Source organism: Bradyrhizobium sp. LHD-71, assembly GCF_031157255.1.
GTDB lineage: Bacteria > Pseudomonadota > Alphaproteobacteria > Rhizobiales > Xanthobacteraceae > P52-10.
Genome location: NZ_JAVIFX010000051.1, coordinates 17091 through 37045, shown reverse-complemented (window position 1 = coordinate 37045; position 19955 = coordinate 17091). Strand labels below are relative to the sequence as shown.

At 64.1% G+C, this 19955-nt stretch carries 16 protein-coding genes and 1 tRNA gene; 7 read left to right on the top strand and 10 right to left on the bottom strand.

The window, feature by feature from the left end; all coding sequences use genetic code 11:
- Positions 1 to 443: 443 nt before the first annotated feature.
- Positions 444 to 520 (bottom strand) — tRNA-Arg (locus tag RCO31_RS33635).
- Positions 521 to 812: 292 nt separating this feature from the next.
- On the opposite strand from RCO31_RS33635, the gene RCO31_RS33630 reads away from it, so the two are divergent.
- The gene (locus RCO31_RS33630) at positions 813 to 1100 is read left to right on the top strand and encodes a hypothetical protein (protein ID WP_308972750.1); all 288 of its coding nucleotides are present in this window, start codon (positions 813 to 815) and stop codon (positions 1098 to 1100) included.
- 47 nt (positions 1101 to 1147) lie between these two features.
- Here the strand turns inward: RCO31_RS33630 and RCO31_RS33625 are convergent, their stop codons facing one another.
- Complete coding sequence (locus RCO31_RS33625; protein ID WP_308972749.1) at positions 1148 to 2026, bottom strand: lytic transglycosylase domain-containing protein; 879 nt, start codon at positions 2024 to 2026, stop codon at positions 1148 to 1150.
- 304 nt (positions 2027 to 2330) lie between these two features.
- Between RCO31_RS33625 and RCO31_RS33620 the strand changes: the two genes are divergently transcribed.
- Positions 2331 to 4373, top strand: coding sequence for a carbohydrate-binding domain-containing protein (locus RCO31_RS33620; RefSeq protein WP_308972748.1), 2043 nt, complete (start codon positions 2331 to 2333; stop codon positions 4371 to 4373).
- A 155-nt stretch (positions 4374 to 4528) separates the two neighbouring features.
- On the opposite strand, the gene RCO31_RS33615 is transcribed toward RCO31_RS33620, so the two are convergent.
- The 4 genes from RCO31_RS33615 to RCO31_RS33600 all read right to left on the bottom strand — a co-directional run bounded on the left by RCO31_RS33615 (position 4529) and on the right by RCO31_RS33600 (position 9902).
- Positions 4529 to 5500, bottom strand: coding sequence for a tripartite tricarboxylate transporter substrate binding protein (locus RCO31_RS33615; protein WP_308972747.1), 972 nt, complete (start codon positions 5498 to 5500; stop codon positions 4529 to 4531).
- A gap of 26 nt (positions 5501 to 5526) precedes the next feature.
- Positions 5527 to 7194, bottom strand: a complete 1668-nt coding sequence (locus RCO31_RS33610; protein ID WP_308972746.1) for a thiamine pyrophosphate-binding protein — start codon at positions 7192 to 7194, stop codon at positions 5527 to 5529.
- Positions 7185 to 7325: a hypothetical protein gene (locus tag RCO31_RS33605; protein ID WP_308972745.1), complete on the bottom strand. Its 141-nt coding sequence runs from the start codon at positions 7323 to 7325 to the stop codon at positions 7185 to 7187. Before RCO31_RS33605 ends, RCO31_RS33610 begins: the two co-directional genes overlap by 10 nt.
- A 195-nt stretch (positions 7326 to 7520) precedes the next feature.
- Complete coding sequence (locus RCO31_RS33600; RefSeq protein WP_308972744.1) at positions 7521 to 9902, bottom strand: transketolase; 2382 nt, start codon at positions 9900 to 9902, stop codon at positions 7521 to 7523.
- A gap of 109 nt (positions 9903 to 10011) precedes the next feature.
- Between RCO31_RS33600 and RCO31_RS33595 the strand changes: the two genes are divergently transcribed.
- A complete protein-coding gene (locus RCO31_RS33595; protein ID WP_308972743.1) occupies positions 10012 to 10500 on the top strand; it encodes an Lrp/AsnC family transcriptional regulator in 489 nt (162 codons plus the stop codon).
- Positions 10501 to 10531: 31 nt separating this feature from the next.
- Here RCO31_RS33595 and RCO31_RS33590 read toward each other — a convergent pair whose 3' ends face one another.
- Positions 10532 to 11710 (bottom strand): epoxide hydrolase, encoded by a 1179-nt coding sequence (locus RCO31_RS33590; RefSeq protein ID WP_308972742.1) that lies wholly within the window; start codon positions 11708 to 11710, stop codon positions 10532 to 10534.
- A 175-nt stretch (positions 11711 to 11885) separates the two neighbouring features.
- Between RCO31_RS33590 and RCO31_RS33585 the strand changes: the two genes are divergently transcribed.
- Positions 11886 to 13793 carry an alkyl sulfatase dimerization domain-containing protein gene (locus RCO31_RS33585; RefSeq protein ID WP_308972741.1) on the top strand — a complete coding sequence of 636 codons (1908 nt, stop codon included), beginning with the start codon at positions 11886 to 11888 and terminating at the stop codon, positions 13791 to 13793.
- A 101-nt stretch (positions 13794 to 13894) separates the two neighbouring features.
- Here the strand turns inward: RCO31_RS33585 and RCO31_RS33580 are convergent, their stop codons facing one another.
- Positions 13895 to 15130, bottom strand: a complete 1236-nt coding sequence (locus tag RCO31_RS33580; protein ID WP_308972740.1) for an LLM class flavin-dependent oxidoreductase — start codon at positions 15128 to 15130, stop codon at positions 13895 to 13897.
- A 480-nt stretch (positions 15131 to 15610) separates the two neighbouring features.
- On the opposite strand from RCO31_RS33580, the gene RCO31_RS33575 reads away from it, so the two are divergent.
- On the top strand, positions 15611 to 16708 hold the full coding sequence (locus RCO31_RS33575) for a 3-deoxy-7-phosphoheptulonate synthase (RefSeq protein WP_308972739.1): 1098 nt from the start codon (positions 15611 to 15613) through the stop codon (positions 16706 to 16708).
- 107 nt (positions 16709 to 16815) lie between these two features.
- A complete protein-coding gene (locus RCO31_RS33570; RefSeq protein WP_308972738.1) occupies positions 16816 to 17514 on the top strand; it encodes a VOC family protein in 699 nt (232 codons plus the stop codon).
- A 111-nt stretch (positions 17515 to 17625) separates the two neighbouring features.
- Here RCO31_RS33570 and RCO31_RS33565 read toward each other — a convergent pair whose 3' ends face one another.
- Positions 17626 to 18486, bottom strand: a complete 861-nt coding sequence (locus RCO31_RS33565) for a nitroreductase family protein (protein WP_308972737.1) — start codon at positions 18484 to 18486, stop codon at positions 17626 to 17628.
- Between the two features lie 51 nt (positions 18487 to 18537).
- Positions 18538 to 19209 (bottom strand): MBL fold metallo-hydrolase, encoded by a 672-nt coding sequence (locus RCO31_RS33560; RefSeq protein ID WP_308972736.1) that lies wholly within the window; start codon positions 19207 to 19209, stop codon positions 18538 to 18540.
- A 232-nt stretch (positions 19210 to 19441) separates the two neighbouring features.
- Between RCO31_RS33560 and RCO31_RS33555 the strand changes: the two genes are divergently transcribed.
- Positions 19442 to 19930, top strand: coding sequence for an MmcB family DNA repair protein (locus RCO31_RS33555; protein ID WP_308972735.1), 489 nt, complete (start codon positions 19442 to 19444; stop codon positions 19928 to 19930).
- Positions 19931 to 19955 lie beyond the last annotated feature (25 nt).

Genomic DNA, 19955 nt, shown 5'->3' with positions numbered 1-19955 from the left:
CCAAGTGCATGTCCGGGCGAGGAGTTCGCACGAACCGGGCGAAGCCAGCGAAAGTGGCGAGGCCTGGGGACATGCAGCAAGCCGTGCAAGAACCATCGCGTGCGGAGCGCAGGCGTTGAACCTCCTCCGTGGCATTTGTTTTTAGCCGTGTGCTTCCCAAGAGCACACGGCGCCGCGGGCGCGGTGAAACGCCCTTGCGTTCCGCACAGCCCTTTCGGGCCAAGGAAAAGCGCAAGAAGACCGGCAAGCCCCAGGCCGGACAAAGAACGGGGGCGACGATGCACGTCTGTAGCCCGCATGAGCGAAGCGATATGCGGGGCCGACTCTGCGACACGTCTCACCCGGATGTCGCTTCGCTCATCCGGGCTACAGGTCACAGGCTGTTTGACAATTGAATATGTTTGTCGGCCGGACAGTGCGTCGGGCTAAAGCGCTTTCGGAATTGGCGCACCCGACACGATTCGAACGTGTGACCTTTGCCTTCGGAGGGCAACGCTCTATCCAGCTGAGCTACGGGTGCGTTGCGACTGATCTAGCGGATCGGGCGGGTCTGGGCAACGCCCAAGCGGAGCGGGCAAGCGGGAGAAGTCGTTACCATCGGACGGAGCGAGGAGGGGCCAGGCTCGTTGGGTCACGGTCGGCCCGTCGGCCGGGCCGGCCGGTGCGCGACCCAAGATCCTTTTTCCCGGGAAGAGATGGAACTGCGGCGGCGGTTTGCGGCTTTTCTATAACTGGTCCAACCGCCCATTGTATAAAATTGCGGATGTGAGGAAACGCTCGCCTTATAGCGACAAGCGCGACGGGAGCGTGAAATGGCTATCCTGAAACGAGAGCTGTATCGTCAGACGACCGGCCCCGATGTGACCTATGCCGACCGCTCGGCGCTCGTCTTCGATACCGACACCAAGACTCTTTATATAGAGCGCGACGAGGCGCATCTGGAGGCGCAGGTCGGGGGAACCGTCGACTTCCGCACCTCCCGGATGGATATCGCGGACTATCTCAAATGCGGCGGACAGACTGCCGGCCACCGCGAGCTCTGGCGCCTGTTGAAGGCGCTGTTCGACGCCGATCGCGACGCCACCCGCAGTTCCGACTGAGGCCGGTCACCGCACGAGGCCTTCTAAACGGCCGTGGCCCCGCGCCATCATGATCTTCGCAGCACTATGCAGGCGCCGCCGGCGGAGCGGATCTGCGTGCACACACCGTCCGCTTCCGAACGGCTCGGCGCGCCGATGCTCACCTGATAGAAGGGGCGCGTGCCGCGGCTGCGCAGAATAGAGCTGTCGATGACCGGATCGCGATTGCCGATCACCTTGGTGAATCGGCTCATCAGCTTCGAATATTGCGACAGCGCCAGCGCGCGGGAGAACCCTGCCGCAAGCTGCACGCTCCAGGGCTGCCGCGTTGCCCGGTTCACGCGCTCCTCGAGCGAAGCCATGTAGGTGTGCGGCGTTCGCTTGACCGAGGCGATGAGCTGCGGGCAATTGAGCGGCGCCGGACGAGCATCATCCTGCGTCTCGCTCTTCGCCCATTCCTCGACGGAGCGGCCGGTGATCGCAAGCACGTAGTTGCGTGTCTCGGCGGGCATCGCGCCCGTGCCCGCCAGCCACTCGCTGACCCGGCGCGGGCCGGCGTTGTAGGCGGCCGCGGCGAGCCCGAGATTGCCGAACTTGCCGCGCAGCTCGCGAAGGAACTCCGCGGCTTTCGGCAGCGCCTGCACGGGATCGAGCGGATCGAGCAGGTTGCGTTCGGCGGCGGTGCCCGGCATGAACTGCGCGATTCCCTGCGCGCGTGCTCCGTTACGGGTGATCGGGCCGATGGCTTCGGCCCTGAAGCTGCTCTCCTGCCAGATCAGCCGGGCGAAGAACTCGATCGGAAGGCCGTGCTTCTGCGCCGCCGACTCCAGCATCAGGCAGATGGCGTCCTGCACATTGCTCTCGGCGCGCGCCTGTTCGGCGCCGAGTGAGGCTCCGAACAACAGAAGTGCGGCGAGAGCAAGGACGATCCGGTGCATCCGCTTCATATAGAGATCGAAAAGCCGAGACCTACTCCGGTCAAGCCTCGATCGTGTGTGCCGTTATCGCATTGTCCGCGACATGGCGACGCGTGGCTTCAGAGCCATCCAACTTTAGCGATCTGGTTCAGCGGCGATCAGCCATGAGCTTGTGTCAATTCACCATGCGCGAACGCACATCGTCGTCAGACGTTCGCCAAAAAACACGCGTAAGCTGATTGCGTTCGCAACGGCGAGCGGTACCGAGTCAAAGAGCCATCCGCTTCGTTCTGCCAGTCAACAAATCCAAAACACTCAATACAAGGAGCAGGCGATGGCCAGCATATTCGACATTCAGGGATTCGGATTTCAGTCGGACTGGAACGGGGAACTCCTGACGAACTCGGCGCGTGAAGCGATGAGCGGCGTCGCTGCGACCAACGCCAATGCGATCTCGATCGTGCCGCGCATCTTCACCGAGGAGAAGACATCCAGCCAGGTGTTCTCTCACGCCGGCAAGTCCGAAAGCATGGCCAATCTCGCGCAATCGATTGCCGAGGCGCATGAGCTCGGGCTTTCGGTGCTGCTCAAGCCGTTGCTGACGCCGCTCGACGGCACCGGACAGATCTCGCTGTCGCCGGCGGACCTGGACACGTTCTTCGAGTCCTATAAGGCGAAGATCGTCGAGTTTGCGCAGCTTGCCCAACAAATGGGCGTCGAGCAGTTCTCGATCGGCAACGAGCTGAGCGCGCTGTCGGTTGAGGAGAATCGCGGTTACTGGCTCGACATCATTGCGGCGGTGCGTGACGTCTATGATGGAACAATCACCTACGCCGCGGCCACCGATGAAGCGAACCATGTGAGCTTCTGGGACGCGGTCGATCAGATCGGCGTCAACGCGTATCCGCCGCTGACGACGGAACTGGACCCGACCGTGCAGGAGATGGTGGACGCCTGGTACAACGTGTCAGCGGACGATTACTGGGCCGCGGTGATGGATCACAAGTCGCCGGTGGATTTCTTCCATTCTTTGTCGCTGGAGCACGGCAAGCCGCTGCTGTTCACCGAAACCGGCTATCGCAGTCTTGACGGCACCAACATCCGGCCCGGCGGCTGGAACGTCACCTCGACCCAGGATTTGGGCGAGCAGCGCGACGCCTACGAGGCGTTCTTCAAGGTGTGGAGCGGGGAAGGAAGCTGGTTTCGCGGCGCGCACCTCTGGGAGTGGGATCCCGACAACACCTACAAGCCGACCGGGTACTCGCCGATGGACAAGCCGGCCGAGCAGCTCATCACCGACTGGTTCGCGGGCGCGAATCCGGCGACGTCTCGCACGCTCGAAGGCTCGCCGGATGCCGATCTGATCGAAGTCGGCGGCGGCAACGATATCCTGTCTGGCGGTCTCGGTGACGACACGCTGCGCGGTGGCGGCGGCAACGACACGCTGGTCGGCGGGCCCGATCCGATTCCGCGGCTCGCGACGACGACTGTCACCGTCACCGGCTTCGGCTCGGTCGTCGATGGGGTTGGCGCGAGGATGCAGTTGCTGTTGAACGATCAGCCGGTCGGCGAAGTCGTCGAATTCACGCCGGCCGCCACCGCGGCGGAGCGCCAGACGTTCACCTTCACCTTCGACAATCCGCAAGCGATCGAAAGCCTGAAGTTCGCCTTCATCAACGATGAGCGGAACGAGAGCGGCGACCGCAACCTCTACATCAAGGACATCACCGTCAACGGCCAGCACCTGACGGCTGCTGAGGCGGTCAACACCAGCGCGCCCGGAACGTGGAATCTGTATCACAACCGGTCGATCGACTACGACATGAGCGACCGGCAGGCGCTGTTCTTCGGCGCGTCGACTGACAACGATGTGCTCGAAGGCGCCGACGGCAATGACACGATCAACGGTGGCGCCGGCAACGACACCGTGCGCGGCGGGCTCGGCCGCGATCTCGTCCATGGCGGCAGCGGCAACGACGTGATCGACGGCGGCGCTGATATCGACAAGCTCTACGGCGATGACGGCAATGATTACATCGTTGGCGGCGAGGGCAACGATTACCTGTTCGGAGGTAATGGCAACGATGTGCTGACAGGCCAGGCGGGAAACGACTATCTGCACGGCGGCAACGGCTCGGACACGTTCGTGTTCGCCGCGGGCTTCGGCCGTGACATCATCAATCAGTTCCACGACAGCCACGGCGTCGAGGATGTCGTCCAGTTCGACCAGAACGTCGTCGCCGATTTCGCCGCGCTGCAGTCGCATATGGCGCAGGTCGGCACCAGCGTCCTCATCACCCTGGACTCTGGCGACGCGATCGAGATCCAGAAAGCCAACCTCGCCTCATTCGGCGCCGACGACTTCGTGTTCGTGTAGCAGGCCGTCGTCCTTCAAAGCCACATGTTGACGCGTGTGCTGAAGAGGCGGCCACCGCGCTCGGCCTAAGTCCCCTCTCCCCGCCGGGGAGAGGGGGGCGCGCCGAGTTCGGCGCAACGTCTGAGAGACCGACAGGTGGCGCATTCGCACCCGAACTACTCCCGCCGGATGCCGGTGATCTCGATGATCTTCTTGTAGCGCGCGGACTCGCCGGCGACGAAATCGGCGGCCGATCTGGCGTCGCCCGGCATGGTCCGCAGGCCGACATTGGCGAGCTTCTCGATGATTTCGGGCTTTGCCGAAATCTCGTTGACGGCCTTGTTCAGCACTTCGGCGACGTGCGCGGGCGTGCCTTTGGGAACGACCAGCACATTCCAGGTGTAGCCGGTGAACTCCTTGACGCCGGTCTGCTCGACCACCGTCGCAAGCTGAGGCAGCGCCTTGAGCCGCGTCGGCGAACCGACACCGAGCGCCTTCAGCTTGCCCGAGGTGACGAAGCTCACCGCGGAGGCGACGCCGACGAACGCGACGTCCACGTCACCGGACAGCACGGCCGTGATCGCCGGGGTGTCGCCCGGGAACGGCACGTGCAGCATCTTGACGCCGGCGGCAACGGCGAGATTCTCGGCCTGTAGCTGTGCCGGTCCGGCGACGCCGGCGGTGCCATAGGTGAGCTTGCCCGGATTTGCGCGCGCGGTGTCCAGCAGCTCCTTCATGTTGTTCGCGGGCAGATTGTTGCGCGCGATGAAGATCAGGTCGACGGCGCTGAGGCCGGCGATCACATCGAGGTCGCGCTCCGGGCTGTAGGACAGTTTTGGATCGAGGATCGGAAAGATCGCGGTCGGCCCGACGCCGCTGACGCCGAGCGTGTATCCGTCGGGTTTCGATTTCGCGACCTGGTCGATGCCGATCGCACCGGCCGCGCCCGCGCGATTTTCGACGATGACCGATTGCTTCAGGCGCGTCGTCAGCTCCTCGGCGAAAACGCGCGCGGTGACGTCGGTGGCGCCACCGGCCGGGAAGGGCACGATCAGGCGCACTGCGCGGTCGGGATAGGTTTGCGCCGCGACAGGCGCGCCCTGCGCCAGCAGCAGGGCGGCGAACATGGATGACAGCAGGGTCTTCACGTGAGGATTCCGCAAGGCCGATGTCCTCAAACCACGCCGTCCACGACGACGTCGACGAGCGTCGGGCCGTTCCTGCCGCTGCATGCTGCCTTCAGCACGTCGGCAAGCTGGTCGGGCTCGGTCACACGCACGGCCTTCATGCCCATCGAGCCTGCAAGCCCCACCCAGTCGAGTGCGGGGTCCTTGAAGTCCATGCCGATGAAGTGGTCGTTGCCGTGAAACGACTTCAACCGCTGCTTGATGATGCGATAGCCGCCGTTGTTGCAGATGACATAGGTGATCGGCAGCTTCTGGTTGGCCGCGGTCCACAGCGCCTGCACCGAATACATCGCCGAGCCGTCGCCGGAGAGACAGGTGACCGGCCGGTTCGGATGCGCGAGTTGCACACCGATCGCCGCCGGCAGCGCCCAGCCGATGCCGCCGGCCGCGTTGCCGTGGTTGGCCCAGCGGTCGCGGAACGGGAACAGGGTGTTGGCGAGCCGCGCCGAGGTGAGCCCCTCGTTCACCAGGATCGCGTCCTTCGGCATCGCCTCGACCAGGCAGTGCGTCAGCCAGTCGCCGTGGATCGGGCGCGCGGTGGAAAGCTTCTTCGCTCCCGCGATTGCCGCCTCGCGCTTGGCGGTCCAGTTCGATTCCGCAAGCGCGGCGATGCCCTTGCGGGCGCGTGCAGCAAGCGCGTCGCCGCCTTTCTTCTGCAGCACAGGGATCAGCGCCTTGATGGTCTCGCGTACGTCGGCCTTCACGGCGAACTCCGCCGGATAGTTCTTGCCGATCTCCCAGTCGACGAGACCGATCTGGACGATGCGCAGGTGGTCAGGCTTTGGATCGACCTCGCTCCACACCGACATGCGCAGCACGTCGGAACCGAGCACGATCATCGTGTCATAGGGGCTGAGCGCGTCGCGCACCTGCTTCTGCTCGCGGCTGAGCGCGCCGACGAAGCACGGCCGCTCGGAGAGAAAGTGAGCGCCATAGGGAATGGTCGACTGGAACGCCGGGCAGCCGAGCAGCTCGGAGAGCTGCGCCGCCTCTTCGAGCGCGTCGCTCTTCACCAGTTCGTCGCCGCACAGCAGCACCGGCCGCTCGGCCTTGAGGATGCGCTCGGCCAGAGCGTCGATCACCTCGTCGGACGGTCGCACGCGGGTATCGATCCGCGTGGTCGAGGCGAGATCGATGCCGGCCTCGCTGTTCAGAATGTCGCCGGGAAGCGAGATGAACACCGGTCCGGTCGGTGGCGTCATCGCCACCTTGGCTGCCCTGCGGACGATGCGCGGCAGATCCTCGAGCCGTGTGACCTCGACCGCCCACTTCACCAGCGGCTGGGCGATCGGCACCAGCGGATCGTAGAGAAGCGGTTCGGTCAGCCCGTGGCCCTGTTCCTGCTGGCCGGCGGTGAGAATGATCGGCGTGCCGGTGAATTTTGCGGCAAACAGCGCGCCCATGGCGTTGCCGAGACCGGGCGCGACATGCACGTTGCAGGCCGACAGTCGGCCGGACGCGCGCGAAAATCCGTCCGCCATGTAGACGACCAGGCTCTCCTGCATTCCCATCACATAAGTCAGGTCAGGATGGTCCTTCAGCGCATGCATGATCGGCAATTCGGTCGTGCCTGGGTTGCCGAACAGATGCGTAATGCCTTCGTCCTTCAGCAGTGAGAGAAATGCAGAACGGCCAGTGATCGAATTCAGCGCCATGTCGAGGTTTCCTCCCGGTTCTTGTCTTTGGCGCAGCTAAGCAAGTTCTGGCTGTTTAGCCAAGGGCGCAGCACGGCTTCGATATTGGATCGCGCCAGGTGATGTTCATTGAGCCAAGCCTTCAGGGTCATCCCCATAGCCGTTCGAAGAACGGCGTCGTTTCGCTCGCCTATGCGAAAGCAGGGATCCATGAACACGGAGCGGACTGTTTAGAAAGACAACAAATGCACGTCGCCTCATAAGCGACACGACGTATGGGTCCCGGCTCGGCGCTTCGCTTGGCCGGGACGACTCAGGCGGACGCCAACTGTCACATGTGACAAATCTCACACCGCGATCTTGCGGTGGCGGGTGCGTCGGCCGGGCACCAGGCGCTCGGCGGCTTCGATCACGCTGTTGGTGTCGATCGAATACTCCGCATAAAGATCGCCGATCGTGCCGGTCTGACCGAAGCGGTCGACGCCCAGCGCTTCGACGCGATGGCCATGCACGCTGCCGAGCCATGCGAGCGTCAGCGGATGGCCGTCGATGAGCGTCACGAACGCGCAGTCGCGCGCAAGCGGTGAGAGCAGGCGCTCGATGTGGCTCGTCTTGTCCGAACCGTAGTGCCGGCGATGCTGGCGTGCGTCCTGCCAGCCGGCATAGATCCGCTCCGCCGAGGTGATGGCGAGCAGGCCGATGTCGCGCATGTCCTCGCCGAGCAGGCCGGTGGCTTCGATCGCTTCCGGCGCCAACGCGCCGGTATAGGCGATGACGAGCTCGCAGTTCGGACCCGGCCGGCGAAGCCAGTAGGCGCCGGCGACGATATCCCGTTCGAATTCGCCCGCCATGATCCGCTGCGGCTGGTCGAGCGTTCGCGTCGACAGGCGCAGATAGACCGAGCCGCCGCCTTCTGCGTGGTCGCCGTCACTCGTCTCGCGCTGCATGTAATCGAACCCCCAGCGCATGATCGTCGCCAACTCGTCGACGAAGGCGGGCTCGAACGATGCAAGGCCCGGCTGGGCAATGCCGATCAATGGCGTTGCGATCGACTGGTGCGCGCCGCCTTCCGGCGCGAGCGAGATGCCCGACGGCGTCGCCGCGACCATGAAGCGGGCATCCTGGTAGCAGGCGTAGTTCAACGCATCGAGGCCGCGCTCGATGAACGGATCGTAGAGCGTGCCGACGGGAAGCAGGCGCACGCCGTTGATCGCATGCGACAGGCCGAGCGCCGACAGCAGGATGAACAGATTCATCTCGGCGATGCCGAGCTCGAAATGCTGTCCCTTGGGCGACGAGTCCCAGTCGAACGTCGAGGGGATCTTCTCCTTGCGAAAGATGTCAGCCATCTCCGCATGCGCGAACAGGTGACGGCGATTGACCCAGCCGCCGAGATTGGTCGACACTGTCACGTCCGGCGAGGTGGTGACGATGCGTGCGGCAAGCTCGCTGTCGCCGCGGGCCAGTTCGCCGAGGATCAGGCCGAAACCCTGCTGGGTCGACATGCGCGGCGCCGCGGCAAAGCCGAGCCGTTCAGGAACAGCGATCGCGTTCGCCGTCAGCCGGCGGTCGCCGCCACGTCTGAATGCGACGCCGTCGAGAAACGCTTGGAGAACCTCGGCGGGAATCGTCGTGCCCTCGAACCGGTCCCATTCATGGCCCGGGCGGATCTTCTGCGCCGTTCGCCAGGCCTCCATCTGCTTCACCGTCATCAGGCCGGCGTGGTTGTCCTTGTGCCCCTGAAACGGCAGCCCGACACCCTTGATGGTGTAGGCGATGAAGCAGACCGGCCGGTCGTGATCGACCGCTGAGAATGCGTCGATCAGGCTTTCCATGTCATGGCCACCGAGGTTCGACATCAGCGCCAGCAGTTCGTCGTCGCTGCGGGCATCGATCAGGCAGGACACGTCCCCCTGATCGCCGATCTCGTCGATGAGCCGCTTGCGGAACGCGGCACCGCCCTGGAAGCACAGGGCTGCGTAGAGCTGATTGGGGCAGGCGTCGATCCAGCGGCGCAGGGCTTCGCCGCCGGGTTCTGCAAAGGCCGTCCGCATCAGCTTGCCGTATTTGATGATGACGACGTCCCAGCCGAAGTTGCGGAACATCGTCTCGAACTTTTCCCACAAGCCTTCGCGCACCACCGCATCCAGGCTCTGGCGGTTGTAGTCGACGATCCACCAGGCGTTGCGAAGTCCCTGCTTCCAGCCCTCCAGCAGCGCCTCGAAGATGTTGCCCTCGTCCATCTCGGCATCACCGACCAGCGCGATCATGCGGCCTTCGCGGCGGTCCTTCATCCAGCCGTGCGCGGCGACATAATCCTGCACCAGCGACGCGAACAGCGTCTGGGCGACGCCGAGACCGACCGAGCCGGTCGAGAAGTCAACGTCGTCGGTGTCCTTGGTGCGGGAAGGGTACGACTGCGCGCCGTGCAGGCCGCGGAAGCGCTCGAGCTTTTCGCGTGTCTGCTGGCCGAGCAGATACTGGATCGCATGAAAGGCCGGGCTCGCATGCGGCTTCACGGCGACGCGGTCTTCCGGCTTCAAGATGCCGAAGTAGAGCGCGCTCATGATGGTGGCGAGCGAGGCCGACGAGGCCTGATGGCCGCCGACCTTCAGGCCGTCGGTGTTCGGCCGTACATGATTGGCATTGTGGATCGTCCACGACGACAGCCACAACACCTTCTTCGCGAGCTCTGACAGAATTTCGATGCGGGTCGGGGAGTGCGACATGGTTCGCCTCTCGCAAGCGGACTTAAACCCAAGCCTACAACTCTAATCCGGCGACAATTTCTCAAAAGATACTTGGAAGTAGAAAGATATTGAGAAATAATACCAGAGAATGCAGCGAAATCAGAATTCAATTCGATCGGAGCCACTGGACCCGATCGACCGCAAGATCCTGGCCATCCTGCAGCGGGATGGCCGCACCACCATGCAGGAGCTCGCCGAGAAGGTCGGGCTGTCGCTCTCGCCGTGCCATCGCAGGGTGAAGCTGCTCGAATCCCGCGGCATCATCGATCACTACGCAGCGATGGTCGACCAGAAGGCGCTCGGCCTGCATGTCAGCGTCTTCATCTCGATCAAGCTGGCGCGACAGAAGGAAGAAGACCTCAAGCGCTTCGAGAAGTCGATCTCCGGCTGGGACGAGGTGCTCGAATGCTACCTGATGACCGGCAACCGCGACTACCTCTTGCGCGTGGTGGCCGCGGACCTGGCCGCCTTCGAGCGCTTCCTCAAGACCAAGCTCACCCGCCTCGACGGCATCGCCTCAATCGAATCAAGCTTCGCCCTCAGCCAGGTCAAATACTCCATCGCGCTCCCGGTGTAGCAGACGCTGATCGCTCTGGCTTGCTGCGTCGTCAGCGCCAGCCTCGAAAGAACGTGCGCATGTCGGACACAAGCATCTCGCCGTTCTCCATGGCCGGAAAATGCCCGCCGCGAGCGCTGATGTTGCGTTGAGTGAGGTTGTAGGCGCGGCGGATCCAGCTCTCCGGGGCCGGTGAGGCGAGATCGTTTGGAAACAGCAGCACGGCAGTCGGCACCTGCACGCACTCGCCGGCCTTCAGCGCTGCTGACGTGCCCTCGACGATCGAGACGTAGATCCAGTTCGCTGCGTTGATGCCGGAGATCCAGTACAGCATCACGTTGGTGAGCAAGCGATCGATGTCGAAGGGCGGCGGCGCGTTTTCGTCGGGGATGGTCCAGCCGTGGAATTTCTCCAGGATCCAGGCCGCGAGGCCGGCCGGCGAATCCGTCAGGCCGTAAGCCAGGGTCTGCGGCTTCGTGCCCTGGATCTGCTGATAGGCGGTGATCCGGGCGCGTCGCGCCTGCGCGCCCTCGATCCACGCCTTCTCCTCGTCGCTGAGGGGAGGGGACTCCCGGCCGACGAACGGCCGCAATCCCAGCATGTTCAGATGGATCGCCGCCAGATTCTTCGGATGGTCCAGCGCCAGCCACGATGTGATCACCGCACCCCAGTCGCCGCCCTGTGCCACATAGCGCTCGCAGCCGAGCACCTCGGTCATCAGCGTGCTCCAGACAGGGGCGATGTCGCGTGGTCCGATCGGGACGTCAGGCGGATCGGAGAAGCCATAGCCCGGCAGGCTGGGCACGACGACGGTGAACGCGTCGCGCGCGTCACCGCCGAAACGTTCCGGATGCGCGAGCTGCTCGATGATGTCGAGGAACTCGACGAACGATCCGGGCCAGCCGTGAGTCAGCAGCAGCGGCATGGGATTATCGCCGGAGCCGCGCTCGAGGATGAAATGGACCTTCTTGCCGCAGATAGTCGTCTTGTAATGCGGAAACGCATTGATGCGCGCTTCCCATTTGCGCCAGTCATAACGATCGCGCCAGTGCTCGACCACCTCGCGCATGTAGGCGAGGCTGGTGCCGTAGCGCCAGGGCGTTCCCTTCGGTTCATTGTCAGGAAAGCGCGTGCGATCGAGGCGTTCTTTCAGGTCGGCAAGAACGCTATCCGGCACCTGCACGGTGAACGGTTCGACGGCAAATGGCGCACCCTCAAATGTTGTCCGCATCGCGATCCCTCCGCAGCCGCTCGCCTTCCTGCGATGCGAGCGTGACACGCAGCCGCGCGGCTTGTCCAGCTTACTTCGGGGTGAGAGGAGAGCTCGTCCATAAAGCTACGGCCGAGCTTGACCCGGCATCGATCCCTTTCCAAAAAGGGCGCTCTTGAAGAGATGGAGGGTTTCGATGCAGCAGCCAAAGGACGCGACCGAGGCGACACGTCTCTTCAACGAAGCTTTCGCGAAATCGCTGCCGCACGACACGCGGCAAGATTTCGAGGATGCCGGCCGTGGTTTCATCGGAACGATCGAGAATGCGCGGGTCGAGGCGAGCGGCGGCCGCGTGGTCTGGGACATGGCGCCGTATGCGTTCGAGGCCGATGAACTCCCCGCGCCCGCGACGGTCAATCCGAGCCTGTGGCGTCAGGCGCAGCTCAACACGCGACACGGCCTGTTCGAAGTGACGCCGGGCATCTATCAGGTGCGCGGCTTCGATATCTCCAACGTCACCTTCATCGAAGGAAAGTCCGGCTACATCGTCGTCGATCCGCTGACGTCGGCCGAGCCTGCGGCGGCGGCGCTGGCGCTGATGCGCAAGCACCGCGGCGACAAGCCGGTAACGGCGGTGATCTACACCCACAGCCACGTCGATCATTACGGCGGCGTGCGCGGTGTGCTGTCGGACGACGATATCAGGCGCGGTCTGCGCATCATAGCGCCGGAAGGCTTTTTGCAGGCAGCCATCAGCGAGAACATTCTTGCCGGCAATGCGATGGGACGTCGCGCGACCTACATGTTCGGTTCGCTGCTGCCGCGCGGGCCGCGTGGCCATGTCGATTCGGGATTGGGCAAGGCGACCTCGCAAGGCGCGGTCAGTCTCGTTCCGCCGACGGAAAGCATCACGCAGACCGGCACGCGCCACACTATCGATGGCGTCGACATCGTCTACCAGTTGACGCCGGATACCGAGGCGCCGGCGGAGATGAACTTCTACTTTCCGCAGTTCAAGGCGCTTTGCATGGCGGAGAACTGCACCTGCCATCTGCACAATCTCTACACCCCGCGTGGCGCGCAGGTGCGCGATGCCAAAGGATGGAGCCGCTACATCGGCGAGGCCGTCAGCCTGTTTGCATCGGATGCCGATGTGGAGTTTGCCAGCCACCATTGGCCGCGCTGGGGTTCGGCGCGCATTGTGGAATTTCTCACCAAGCAGCGCGATCTCTACAAGTTCATTCATGACCAGACACTGCGGTTCGCCAATCACGGGCTGACACCGGTCGAGATCGGCGAGACGCTGCGGCTGCCGCCACAGCTCGCGGCCGAGTGGCATACGCGCAGCTACTACGGCACGCTGAACCACAACGCGAAGGCGGTCTATCAGCGCTATCTCGGCTGGTTCGACGGCAATCCAGCGCGGCTCTATCCGCACCCGCCGGTGGAAGCCGGCCAGCGTTACGTCGCGCTCGCCGGTGGTGCCGACGCGCTGCTGGCGACGGCCAGGCAGGCTTTCGAGAAGGGCGACTACCGCTGGGTCGCCGAGCTGGTCAATCATCTGGTGTTCGCTGATCCCGATAACGTCGCGGCCCGGGAACTCCAGGCTGACGCACTCGAGCAGCTCGGTTATCAGTCGGAGTCGGGACCGTGGCGCGCGATCTTTCTCACCGGCGCGCAGGAATTGCGGGCCTCGCCGCAGAGCGGACGCCGCCGCGGCCCGGCCGGCGCGCAGTTGCGGGCGTTGCCGGCGGACGAGCTCCTGGATGCGTTATCAGTGCGCCTGAACGGCGCAAAGGCGGGCGGACGCGATTTCGCGTTCGGCCTGCAGTTTGAAGGCACGACAGAACGCTGGCGCGTCAGCGTCGAGAACGCCGTGCTGCATCATGAACTCGACGCGCGGGGTTCGACGGCGCCGCTCGTTCATCTCGGCCGTGACATGCTGATCGATCTCGCTGTGGGCGAGACGTCGCTCGATGAAGCCGCAGTCGGCGGCCGCGTCCGCATCGACGGCGACAGGCAGCCGTTCGCCGATTTCCTCGCAATGCTCGATCGCTTCGAATTCTTCTTCGCCATCATCGAGCCCGGCGAGGAGGTGAGCTAGGTGATGGCCGGGTAGCCCGCATGAGCGAAGCGACATGCGGGACCGAGCTTGCAGCAATACCCCGGATGTCGCTTTCGCTCATCCGGGCTACAGGACGGCAACTACCCCTTCTTCGCCGCCTTCTCGAAATCAGGCGCGTTGCTGCCGGAGACGGCCAGGCGGTTGGAGCGGGTGACGGCCAGTGCGGCTGCGGCCTTGTCGTTCTCCATGATCTTGGCCATGACCGCTTGTCCCGCGCGCTCGAACGACTCGCGGTTGTCGATCACGTGTTTCTGCGAGCGGCGCAGGCCGTTCACGTAGCCGTTGATCTCCGGCACCACATAGCGTGCGACCATGTCCCAGCTGCGGAACGTGTTCTCGATGTTCGCCCAATCATGCGCGAAGCCAACGATGGTGCCGAGCCCGCCGGACATGTCGATCACGCCCTTCAACGTCTTCACCAGGTCGTCCGGCGTGCCGATGGTCGCCGCCGATCCCGGCGACGCGGAGGTCTTGTCGAGCGCGTCGTCGATCGACTTGAACGGCTTGGCGCCCGGCCGCTGCAGCGTGCCGACGATGTATTCGTTGTGCCAGCGCAGCAGGCCCTTGCCGGCTTCCTCGCGTGCCTTTTCGCGCGTTTCGGCGATGTGCCAGCTCAAGACCACGCGCCAGTCCTTGCGATTGACGGTCTTGCCGTGCTTCTTCGCCGCATCCTCCGCAAAGCCCCATTGGGTCGGCAGCGCGGTCAGACCTTCCGTCGACAGCGAGCCGATCGAGATCACGCCGATACCGTGCTTGCCGGCCAGCGTCATGCCGGATGGCGAGATCTGCGAGGCGACCGCGAACGGCATGTCTTCCTGCAGCGGCAGGATCTGAAGCGCTGCATCGCGCAAGGTGAACCACTCGCTCTCGGCGGTGACACGCTCGCCGGCCATCAGCCGCTTGATGATGCCGATCGCTTCGTCCTGCCGGTCCCGCTGCACCATCGGATCGATTCCGAGCGCATAGGCATCCGACGACAGGGCGCCCGGGCCGGAGCCGAAGATGGCGCGCCCGCCGGTCATATGGTCGAGCTGCACCATGCGCTGCGCGACATTGAATGGGTGATGATAGGGCAGCGACACGACACCGGTGCCGAGCTTGATACGCTTGGTACGTTCGCCCGCGGCAGCGAGAAACATCTCCGGCGAAGCGATCATCTCCCAGCCCGACGAGTGATGCTCGCCGCACCAGAACTCGTCGAAGCCGAGCTTGTCGAGATGCTCCGCGAAATCGAGGTCACGGCGGAATTGCAGCATCGGGTGTTCGCCGATGGGGTGATGCGGGGCCAGAAAAGCGCCGAAGCCGATGCGGGGCATGTATTTCCTCGTGTTCTGTCTTTTGTCCTGAGACGTTTGTTTTTTGTCTGAATTGGTCTGAAGGTTACGTGCACGGCCTGGGCTTCGCAACGCATAAGCGCCGCGCGTTATACGTATCGCCCGTCATTTCCGGAATGGCAGGCACGCTTGAACGGCGTCGCCGCGCGCCTGACGACAAACCTCGCCTGGTGTGTATGTTTCGCTATGCGATCCAGCGGCGTTTGCCGGAGGCCAGCGCCGCCAGACCCTCGAGACAGCAGGTGACAACCGCTTCGTTTGCCGCTAAGAAGCCCGCCATGATCACCGCGTCCAACCGCTATTACTTTTGGTTTTACCGGTTTCCGAAGCCCCTGGCAGAGGAAGGGACACGTTTGATCTGACGAGAATCCAAGACAGACAAACCCCGACAAGCTGCCAGTCTGCTGGCGGCTTTTTTTGTGCCTCCGGCGGACTCCCGACCCGAAAAAAAGGAGTACTTCCGTGTCAGGCATCACCGACGACGTACGCATTCGCGAAATAAGAGCGCTGATCACACCCAGCGAGGTCATGGGCGAATTCGTCCCGACCGACCTCGCCGTCGAGACCGTAGCCGGTGCACGCGGCGCCCTGCACAACATCCTGCACGGATCCGACGACCGGCTCGCTGTTGTGATCGGTCCCTGCTCGATCCATGATCCGGCAGCCGCCATGGACTATGCGCAGCGTCTGAGCCGCGTTCGGCAGCGCCTCTCCGACGATCTCGAGATCGTCATGCGCGTCTATTTCGCCAAGCCGCGGACGACGGTCGGCTGGAAGGGGCTGATCAACGACCCTCATCTCGACGGCTCGTTCCGCATCGACGACGGCCTGCGCATTGCCCGCAAGCTGCTTGCCGACATCAATGATCTCGGGCTGCCGGTCGGCTGCGAGTACCTCGATATCGTCGCCCCGCAATACGTTTCCGATCTGGTCGCCTGGGGAGCCATCGGCGCGCGAACGACGGAAAGCCAGGTCCACCGCGAGCTGGCGTCCGGCCTTTCGTGCCCGATCGGCTTCAAAAACGGCACCGATGGCAAGCTGAAGATCGCCATCGACGCGGTGAAGGCGGCCTCGCACCCGCACCACTTCCTTGCGGTTACCAAGGACGGCCGCTCGGCCATCGCATCGACCACCGGCAACGAGGACTGCCACATCATCCTGCGCGGCGGCGAGTGGCCGAACTACGATACGGCGAACGTCGCCGCCATCTGCAGCCAGATGCGAAAGGCGGGCGTGAACTCGAACGTCATGATCGACGCGAGCCACGCCAACAGTGGCTATGATCCGGACAACCAGCCGGCTGTCGTCGACGCGGTGGCTCAGCAGATCGAGAACGGCAACACCTGCATCATCGGTGTGATGGTCGAAAGCCATCTGGTCGGCGGGCGGCAGGCTCTCGTCGCGGGCCAGCCGCTCCGCTACGGTCAGAGTATCACCGACGGCTGCATCGACTGGGAGACGTCAGTGAAGGTGATGGAGCGGCTCGCCCGCGCGGTTCGGATGAGGCGCGGCAAACATGCCGTGCGTAGCCTGGATGAGCGAAGCGAAATCCGGGTCTGAATCTGTGGCCATTCTCCCCGGATGTCGCTGTCGCTCATCCGGGCTACAGGCTCGCTTTGGGTCGACAGTTGCGATACGGCTGTCCATAACGAGCCACAGGAGGAAACATGAAGCTCGCCAAACCGCGCATCGACATCGGCTTTCCGACCAACGATGTGCAGCCGCTGCTGGACTTCTGGCAGAACGAGATCGGCCTGCCATTTGAACACCTGCTGCCGATCCGCAAAGGGCAGAAGCAGCATCGCCACGATGTGCTCGGCTCCGTGCTGAAGATCAATGAGCTGGCCGATCCAATTCCGGATCGTCCACGCTCAGGCTATCGCGAGCTGCTGATCGCGCGCGAAGACCTGACCTCGCCGAGGTCGCTGACGGACCCTGAAGGCAACCGCGTGACGCTGGTGCCGAAGGGGACGCATGGCATCACGCGCATCGGCGTCCGTCTTGCCGTGCGCGATATCGAGGCGCATCGCGCCTTCTACACCGACGCGCTGGGATTGCCGGAAGGCCCACGCGCCGGAAACGCAGCCACATTCCTTGCCGGCGACACGGTGCTGCTGGTCGAGCAGTCGACTGATGCGCCCTCGGATTCCGGCATGGAAGGCAAGGGCTGGCGTTACATCACCTTCCAGGTGTTCGAGGTCGATCGCGAGCACGCCCACGTGTTGAGCCGCGGCGGACGCGAGGCCCGCGCGCCGGTGACGCTCGGCACCACCGCACGTATCTCCATGGTGCGCGATCCTGACGGCAACTGGATCGAACTGTCCCAGCGCGCCTCGATCACCGGTTCGCTCGAAGTGAAGAGGTGAAGCGCGTAGCCCGGGCGAGCGAAGCGACCCCGGGGGGTGACTCTTTACGCAACATCCCCGGATGTCGCTTCGCTCATCCGGGCTACAGGCTTCGCTCGCGATTGACGCCTGTCAATCCAGCTTGAAGCCGAGCGCGACCAGCGCGGAGCGAATCCGGTCGCGGCCGTTGATCGACTTGGCGTCGCGCCAGCGCGACTTCATCGCGCCGGTCCAGCCGACCTCCTTGAGGTTCTCCGTACGCTGAAACGCCATCAGCGCGGCGTCGTAGCTGTCGAGTGCCTCCTGTGGCAGGCTCTCGTCATATTGCTCGCGATGCAGGACGACCCGTTGCGGCAGCCGCGGCTTGACGTTGTAGGGACGCGCCGGGTCGGGATAGCCGACGCACATGCCGAACGCCGCGACCACGTTGGGCGGCAGCTTCAGGATGCGCGCGACCTCTTCCGGGTTGTTACGCAGCGCGCCGATGTAGACCATGCCGAGGCCGAATGACTCGGCCGCGACCGCGGCATTCTGCGCGGCGAGTGCCGCATCGACCACGGAGACGATGAAGCTTTCCAGGAACGCGGTAGCGTCGGTCGGATAGTCATGCCGCTTGCCCATCTCCTTGGTGCGCGACAGGTCGGCGCACCACACGAGCAGCAGCGGGCATTCCTCCATGTGCTTCTGGTTGTTGGCGACCTTCGCAAGCGCGGCCTTCGTCGCTGCGTTCTCCACCGCGATCACCGTCCAGGCCTGCACGTTCGACGACGACGACGCCGATTGTCCGGCAGCGACCAAGGCTTCGAGCGTGCCCGCGGGCAACGGGTCGCTCAGAAAGCCGCGGACCGAACGATGGCTGAGCAGCAGCTCGATCGTGTCATTCCATGCCAGCGGCACGTTGGCTTCTGCCGCGCCATAGCGCGCGGCGATTGCCGACGTGACGTCGCAGCTCACCGCAGTCGCGGATGTCGGCGTCTTGACGGTCTCGTTCATGTCAGGCCCTCTGATCAGTTGCAGCTCTTAAAACTGCGGGTTGTCGGCACGTCAGGCGCCGACGACGAATGGATTGGTCTGCCGCTCCTGGCCGATGCTCGAACCCGGACCGTGGCCGCAGATGAAATTGACGTCGTCGCCGAGCGGCAGCAGCTTTGTCTTGATCGAATTGATCAGCGTGGCGTGATCGCCGCCGGGCAGGTCGGTGCGGCCGACCGAGCCGCTGAACAGCACGTCCCCGACATGGGCGAAGCGCATCTCCTTGTGGACGAACACGACACTGCCGGGCGAGTGCCCGGGGCAATGCAGGACGTCGAAGGTGAGCTCTCCGACCTGCACCTTGTCGCCCTCGTTGAGCCAGCGGTCGGGCGTCACGTCGCGCAGGCCGCTCATGCCGAAGCGCCGGCCGCTCTCGATAAGATTGTCGAGCAGGAACTTGTCGGCGATGTGCGGGCCTTCGATCGGCACGCCACCGAGTTTCTCCTTGAGTTCTGCGGCGCCGCCCGCGTGATCCATATGGCCGTGCGTCAGCCAGATCTTCTCGACCGTGACCCCGGACTGGGCGATCGCCTGTTCGATGTTCGGCACGTCGCCGCCGGGATCGATCACCACGGCGCGCTTGGTCACCTCGCACCAGATCAGGGTGCAATTCTGCTCGAACGCCGTGACCGGAATGATCGCGGCCCGGGCCTTTGGTGTCGCGGTCTGTGCTTCATTCGCCATGCCCCCACATGGCCGATTTTCGCCGCTGGGAAAAGGGGCAACCGGGCCGGACAGAGCAAAGGCATGGTTGAGATGCGGGCGGCGTTCAGGCCATTCCGCGCCACGGCCTGAACGGCGCGTATCGCCGGCGCCACTCGAACGGTGGTTCCATTCATTCACGACCGCGCGAGGCCGCGCTTGCTGCCGCCCGGGCACGAATTTGCGGTCCGGCCGGATCTGCTAAAAGGAGCCCATGAGTCTCTACGTTCTTCCTGAAGCGGCAACCTTGCCGGCGGATCGTCGTCAGTCGGAGACCGCGCTCGCTGTCGCGCGCGGGACCTCGCGCCTGTTGCGCGCGCTCGGATTCGCGACGCTTGCCGAATTGCCGCTGCCGTCGGGCCGGCGCGCGGATCTCGTGGCGCTGAACGAGCGCGGCGATATCTGGATCGTCGAAATCAAGTCGTCGCTCGCCGATCTGCGCGCGGATATCAAGTGGGAAGACTACCGTCTTCATTGCGACCGGCTGTTCTTCGCTTTCACGAGCGATCTGCCGTGCGAGATTTTCCCGACCGATACCGGGCTGATCGTCGCCGATGCCTATGGTGCGCACATGCATTGTGAGGCGCCGGAGCATCGCCTGCCTGCGGCAACACGCAAAGCAATGCTGCTCCGCTTCGCGGCCACCGCAGCCCAACGCCTCGGCCGTCTCGCCGACCCCGACGGCTTCGCGGCAGCCGAATAGTGAGGAGCCGCAGCCCGGATGAGCG

What these genes read in the sequence shown, in the direction of transcription:
- RCO31_RS33630 (WP_308972750.1), top strand. Translation starts at nt 813, where the DNA reads ATGGCTATCCTGAAACGAGAGCTGTATCGTCAGACGACCGGCCCCGAT.
- RCO31_RS33625 (WP_308972749.1), bottom strand. Translation starts at nt 2,026, where the DNA reads ATGAAGCGGATGCACCGGATCGTCCTTGCTCTCGCCGCACTTCTGTTG.
- RCO31_RS33620 (WP_308972748.1), top strand. Translation starts at nt 2,331, where the DNA reads ATGGCCAGCATATTCGACATTCAGGGATTCGGATTTCAGTCGGACTGG.
- RCO31_RS33610 (WP_308972746.1), bottom strand. Translation starts at nt 7,194, where the DNA reads ATGGCGCTGAATTCGATCACTGGCCGTTCTGCATTTCTCTCACTGCTG.
- RCO31_RS33605 (WP_308972745.1), bottom strand. Translation starts at nt 7,325, where the DNA reads ATGACCCTGAAGGCTTGGCTCAATGAACATCACCTGGCGCGATCCAAT.
- RCO31_RS33600 (WP_308972744.1), bottom strand. Translation starts at nt 9,902, where the DNA reads ATGTCGCACTCCCCGACCCGCATCGAAATTCTGTCAGAGCTCGCGAAG.
- RCO31_RS33595 (WP_308972743.1), top strand. Translation starts at nt 10,012, where the DNA reads ATGCAGCGAAATCAGAATTCAATTCGATCGGAGCCACTGGACCCGATC.
- RCO31_RS33590 (WP_308972742.1), bottom strand. Translation starts at nt 11,710, where the DNA reads ATGCGGACAACATTTGAGGGTGCGCCATTTGCCGTCGAACCGTTCACC.
- RCO31_RS33585 (WP_308972741.1), top strand. Translation starts at nt 11,886, where the DNA reads ATGCAGCAGCCAAAGGACGCGACCGAGGCGACACGTCTCTTCAACGAA.
- RCO31_RS33580 (WP_308972740.1), bottom strand. Translation starts at nt 15,130, where the DNA reads ATGCCCCGCATCGGCTTCGGCGCTTTTCTGGCCCCGCATCACCCCATC.
- RCO31_RS33570 (WP_308972738.1), top strand. Translation starts at nt 16,816, where the DNA reads ATGAAGCTCGCCAAACCGCGCATCGACATCGGCTTTCCGACCAACGAT.
- RCO31_RS33565 (WP_308972737.1), bottom strand. Translation starts at nt 18,486, where the DNA reads ATGAACGAGACCGTCAAGACGCCGACATCCGCGACTGCGGTGAGCTGC.
- RCO31_RS33560 (WP_308972736.1), bottom strand. Translation starts at nt 19,209, where the DNA reads ATGGCGAATGAAGCACAGACCGCGACACCAAAGGCCCGGGCCGCGATC.
- RCO31_RS33555 (WP_308972735.1), top strand. Translation starts at nt 19,442, where the DNA reads ATGAGTCTCTACGTTCTTCCTGAAGCGGCAACCTTGCCGGCGGATCGT.